Source organism: Streptomyces sp. NPDC042336 (assembly GCF_055581985.1).
Genome location: NZ_JBVJEA010000071.1, coordinates 1 through 4,983 on the forward strand (window position 1 = coordinate 1; position 4,983 = coordinate 4,983).

Annotated in this window: 2 protein-coding genes and 1 pseudogene; 1 reads left to right on the forward strand and 2 read right to left on the reverse strand. The window is 68.4% G+C overall.

Features of this window, described 5'->3' with window-relative positions; translation table 11 throughout:
- The first annotated feature begins 126 nt into the window (after positions 1-126).
- Entirely contained in the window at positions 127-1,251 is a 1,125-nt protein-coding gene (locus tag ACZ6IM_RS42175) for an ISAs1 family transposase (RefSeq protein ID WP_469564534.1), read from the forward strand.
- 47 nt (positions 1,252-1,298) lie between these two features.
- Here the strand turns inward: ACZ6IM_RS42175 and ACZ6IM_RS42180 are convergent, their stop codons facing one another.
- Complete coding sequence (locus ACZ6IM_RS42180) at positions 1,299-3,242, reverse strand: hypothetical protein (RefSeq protein ID WP_319218601.1); 1,944 nt, start codon at positions 3,240-3,242, stop codon at positions 1,299-1,301.
- A gap of 1,254 nt (positions 3,243-4,496) precedes the next feature.
- Positions 4,497-4,888 (reverse strand): annotated as a pseudogene (locus tag ACZ6IM_RS42185) (transposase family protein); the annotation flags it as partial.
- Between the last annotated feature and the right edge of the window lie 95 nt (positions 4,889-4,983).

The following is a 4,983-nucleotide window of genomic DNA, read 5'->3' on the forward strand; positions in this document are numbered from 1 at the left end:
CGGCCGAGTCGTCACACAACACGAACGGCCAGATCATCACATCGGTCACGCCCGACCAGGGCACCCCAACAAGATCCTGTTACGAGCTCTACGCCTTCTGTCCGACCAGGGAACAACGCCCGCGCCATGCCATCGTGCCGCATCTCCGCACCTGTTCGCACGCCTGTCCCGGATCACGAGTTCCTCTGCGACCTGCTCGGCCGGATACCCGATCCGCGCCGACGGCGCGGGGTCCGCCACCCGGTAGGAGCTCTGATCGCGGTCGCGGTGTGCGCGGTCATGGCCGGAGCACGAGGTTTCACGGCGATCGGGGAGTGGGTCCGGGACGCCGGGGCGGTGGCCATGACACGGTTGGGTCTGGAGCGGGGATCGGTTGACGAGTCGACGCTGCGTCGCCTGTTCGCGAGGCTGGACGCGGACCGTCTCGACATAGTGCTGGGAACCTGGGCCGCGACGCGGACCACGCTGATCGCGGGCCGGCGAGTGATCGCGATCGACGGCAAGACCGTGAGGGGCGCACGCGTCGGTGCCACCTCGGCCCCGCACCTGGTCGCCGCACTCGCGCACGGGTCGGGCGCAGTGCTCGGCCAGGTCGCCGTGAGCGAGAAGAGCAACGAGATACCCGCGGCCCGGGCCCTGCTGGAGATTCTTGATCTGGACGGGGCGGTGGTCACGATGGACGCGCTGCACACCCATCACGACACCGCGGCGCTGGTGACCGAGGCCCGCGCCGACTACGTCCTGACCGTGAAAGCCAATCAGAAGTCCTTGTATACGCAGCTCAAGGCCCTGCCCTGGGCCCGTATGCCCGTTCTCACCAGGACAGAACGCGGACACGGACGCCGAGCCACCCGCACGATCAAGGTCGCCGACGTGCCCGCCTGGATCGGCTTCACCGGGGCCACGCAAGTCGCCCAACTGCGACGCACCGTCACCAGGAAGGGCAGACGGACGGTCGAGATCGTCTACCTGATCACCAGCGCGGACGCCCGCACCGCGCCTCCGGAACTCCTGGCCACGTGGGTACAGTCGCACTGGGAGATCGAGAACCGCCTGCACTGGGTCCGGGACGTCACCTTCGACGAGGACCGCTCCCAGGTCCGCACCGGCAACGCGCCCCGCGTCATGGCCGGCCTCCGCAACACCGCGATCACCCTTCTGCGTCTCCACGGCCACCACAACATCGCCGCCGCCCTACGGCATCACGCCCGCGACACCGACCGACCCATCAGCCTCTTCCTGTCCGCATGATCAACGACTTTGCCGGGGCCCTGGGGATGGGGGTCTGGCGCGGAGTGTCATCGGCTGCTGGTGGAAGAGCCTCGTGTTCGGCTATGGGTTCTGGCGGAACTGCCGGGCGGTGCGGCTGGCATCTGATAGTCCTGCCCGTTCGTGGTGTAGGCCGGGCCCTGGGGGTGGGGCGTGTAGGGGGAAGAAACGTATGGGTTGTACGTATGGCTGTGCGTCGTCCAGTGGGGCTGGTCGATGTTTTGGGCCGTAGGCAGGAGCTGAGAAGCAACTCCAGGGTAGGCAGGCTGGTCCGGACCGCCCATGTTCTGCTGTGCGTGGTATGAAACCGACACAGGGTTTTGAGGGTGCAGGTCATGCAGCCTGTCTGGGTCGTCGTAGATTTCCTGTACGGACGGCCGCCCGTACTGCCACGAATACGTCAGGGCAGCATTTTGGGAATCCTCAGGTGAAGGCATTGCGTCGGCGGCAGCCCGTGCCGCTGTCGGCACCTGCGACACTGAAGGGTCTCCTTTGGTGAGGCCGGAAACCCGGCTCGCCCTCTTTCCGCTTTCCCGTGGGATAGCGGGGTCGATGTGGAAACCGCCGTCGGGCCGGTCCTTGAGCGGAATCTTGGCTGCTCGCAGCACACTCTCCTCCGCAGCACTCGCCACGCTCCTCGGATTGAGGAGATTGTGCATCCGGCGCCTGGCCTTGCTCTCCTCCTCGGACGCGCCCTCCCTGCGCTGCTTGGGCAGGGTGCCGGCGTCGACCACGGGGGTGGAACCGGGCACCAGGCCGTACAGGCGGCCGATGCCCGTGACAATGTTGACGTGGGCCTGAGACCCACCCCGTCCGCTTTCCCGTGGGATAGCGGGGTCGATGTGGAAACCGCCGTCGGGCCGGTCCTTGAGTGGAATCCCGGCTGCTCGCAGCTCCCGCTCCTCCGCAGCGCTCGCCACACGATCCGGCTGGAGGAGATCGTGCATCCGGTGCCTGGCCTTGTTTTCCTCCGCGGACGCGCCCTCCCTGCGCCACGCGGGCAGGGTGCCGGCGTCGACCACGGGGGTGGAACCGGGCACCAGGCCGTACAGGCGGCCGATGCCCATAGCCCTGTCTACAAGGGCCTGAAACCCACCCAGTTCGCTCTCCCGTGGAATAGCGGGGTCGATGTGGAACCCGCCGCCGTCCCGCTCCTTCAGCGGAATCCCGGCTGCTCGCAGCACACTCTCCTCCGCAGCACTCGCCACACGATCCGGCCGGAGGAGATCGTGCATCCGTTGCCTGGTTTTGCTCTCCTCCTCGGACGCGCCCTCCCTGCGGCGCTTGGGCAGGGTGCCGGCGTCGACCACGGGGGTGGAACCGGGCACCAGGCCGTACAGGCGGCCGATGCCCGTGACAATGTTGACGTGGGCCTGAGACCCACCCCGTCCGCTTTCCCGTGGGATAGCGGGGTCGATGTGGAAACCGCCGTCGGGCCGGTCCTTGAGTGGAATCCCGGCTGCTCGCAGCTCCCGCTCCTCCGCAGCGCTCGCCACACGATCCGGCTGGAGGAGATCGTGCATCCGGTGCCTGGCCTTGTTCTCCTCCGCGGACGCGCCCTCCCTGCGCCACGCGGGCAGGGTGCCGGCGTCGACCACGGGGGTGGAACCGGGCACCAGGCCGTACAGGCGGCCGATGCCCATAGCCCTGTCTACAAGGGCCTGAAACCCACCCAGTTCGCTCTCCCGTGGAATATCGGGAGCGATGGAAAACCCGCCGCCGGGCCGGTCCTTGAGCGGAATCCCGGCTGCTCGCAGCACACTCTCCTCCGCAGCACTCGCCACACGATCCGGCCGGAGGAGATCGTGCATCCGCTGCCTGGCCTTGCTCTCCCCCTCGGACGCACCCTCCCTGCGGCGCTTGGGCAGGGTGCCGTGGGGGACCAGGGGAGGACGCCCGCCCTCCTGCAGTGCGTACAGAGCTGCGATCCCCTGCGCGCGTTGCTCCGCAAGCCTGTCGGCACTGCGCTCCATACGATCCTCCGACAGACACCCGGGCCATCCGTTCGCTTCGTACTCCAACGGCCCACACCGACAAACGGTTCACCACACCACGAGACCGCCCCCCCGCCCGCAGGCCGGGCTCGAACCTGTCGGGAAGCAGGCCGCAGGAGCCGACCGCGGCCGGGGGCGCGGCGCCGACCGAGGCGGCCACGCCGACGGTTCGGCCATCGCCGCCATGCCCGCGTCCGCCAGCGTCGTGAGCAGTACAGGCCGTCGGATCGCTTCGTCTTCACGAACGGGGTTTCTGCGGAGTACCAGGTGCTGGCGCACTGCGGGCACCTGAACTGAGGCCAGGGACGGCGCCGTCCTTCGAGTGCTGCCTTGAAGGCGGCGCCGCCGGCCTTGATCGCCTCCCGTCGGACCTTCACCATGCGCGCGCCAGGCCCTCCTTCTGCCCGTCGCGAAGGGACGAGCGAGCGTGGCGCGTTACGAGGTCTGCGGATCTTGATGTGGGTGGTCATCGCCGTCGAGGTGCCGGTGTACCTGGTGTGGCTGGTCCAGGTCGGCTACCTGGCTGAGCAGGAGCTGCCCCGCGGCAACGTCGCACGGTGGGCGCAGCCGGTGCTGCTGCCGCCTGCAACCGTGCTGTTCTGCGTGACGGCGGGCTGGACGTGGTGGCTGAGCGTGGTGGCCAGCACCCGGTCGTCGCTGCGGGAGCGGTGGATCGTCGACCCCCAGGTGCTCGTCGCCGCCTTCTCGGTGTTCTGCGAGGTGACGTCGGTCGACGACCCGTGTCGGTGGCCTGCTGTGTGCCGCCGTGACCGGGCTCGGCATGACAGGGCTGTTCTTCATCCCGGCCGCTGCCTCCCACCAGCTGCCCGACGTCGTCCGCCGGCGCGGTTGAGCAGCGGGCTGGTTCCAGGCCGGACGACGCCAGATCGCCCGGACCGGCGCCCGCGCAACATGCTGTGCGGGCGACAGCGAAGGGGAGAGCGTGTCCCAGTACGACGAAGAGGCCGCAGCCATGTCGCCTGTCGGCGAGACGGCCGTGCGCCTGGTAGCTCACGCCGGGTGCGACGTCAGCTCACGTACGACGCGACCACTCTGAAAGTGGCGCATTTCGGGTTGGTGAGGATCGCGAACCGGCCCTCGGGAGTGTCGGTCGGGGGAACGAGCGCGGAGCCGCCCAGTCGCTGGGCCTCACTACTGAGGTTCGATGCTCCCGCAAGATGTACGGGATGCGGTCAGCTCAGGAGTGGTGTCACAGCCGCTGCGGATGCGCCGTCTCATCTGCTCCAGCACGTGCTCGAGCTGAGGGCCGTCACCGTAGTGTCCCGGTGTCAGAACGAAGGCGAGGGGCCGGCATCGTCCGTCGGCGGCGAGATGGATTTTGGTGGTGAATCCGCCGCGGGAGCGTCCCAGGCATTCGCCGATCTGACCACCTCCTCCAGGCGGATGGTCAGTTTCCGCAGCACCGGATCGACCTGGTTCGTCCCCCGGCCGTTCCCCTTTTGAGCATCCTGGGCCAGCGGCGCCTTCCTCGCACCGGCGGCGTGCTGATGGGCCCGCACCGCGGTCGAGTCCACTGACACGTCCCAGTCGATCCCGCCCGCAGCATCCCCGGCGGCCTGGATACGAGACAGCAGCATCTTCCACGTTCCATCCGCTGACCAACGGGGAGTGTCCAATAGACGGCGGATCCGATGATCAAGGAGACGCCTGATGAGCGAGACCATCACCGAGCACGAGGCTGTGGAGGCGCCGGTCGTCG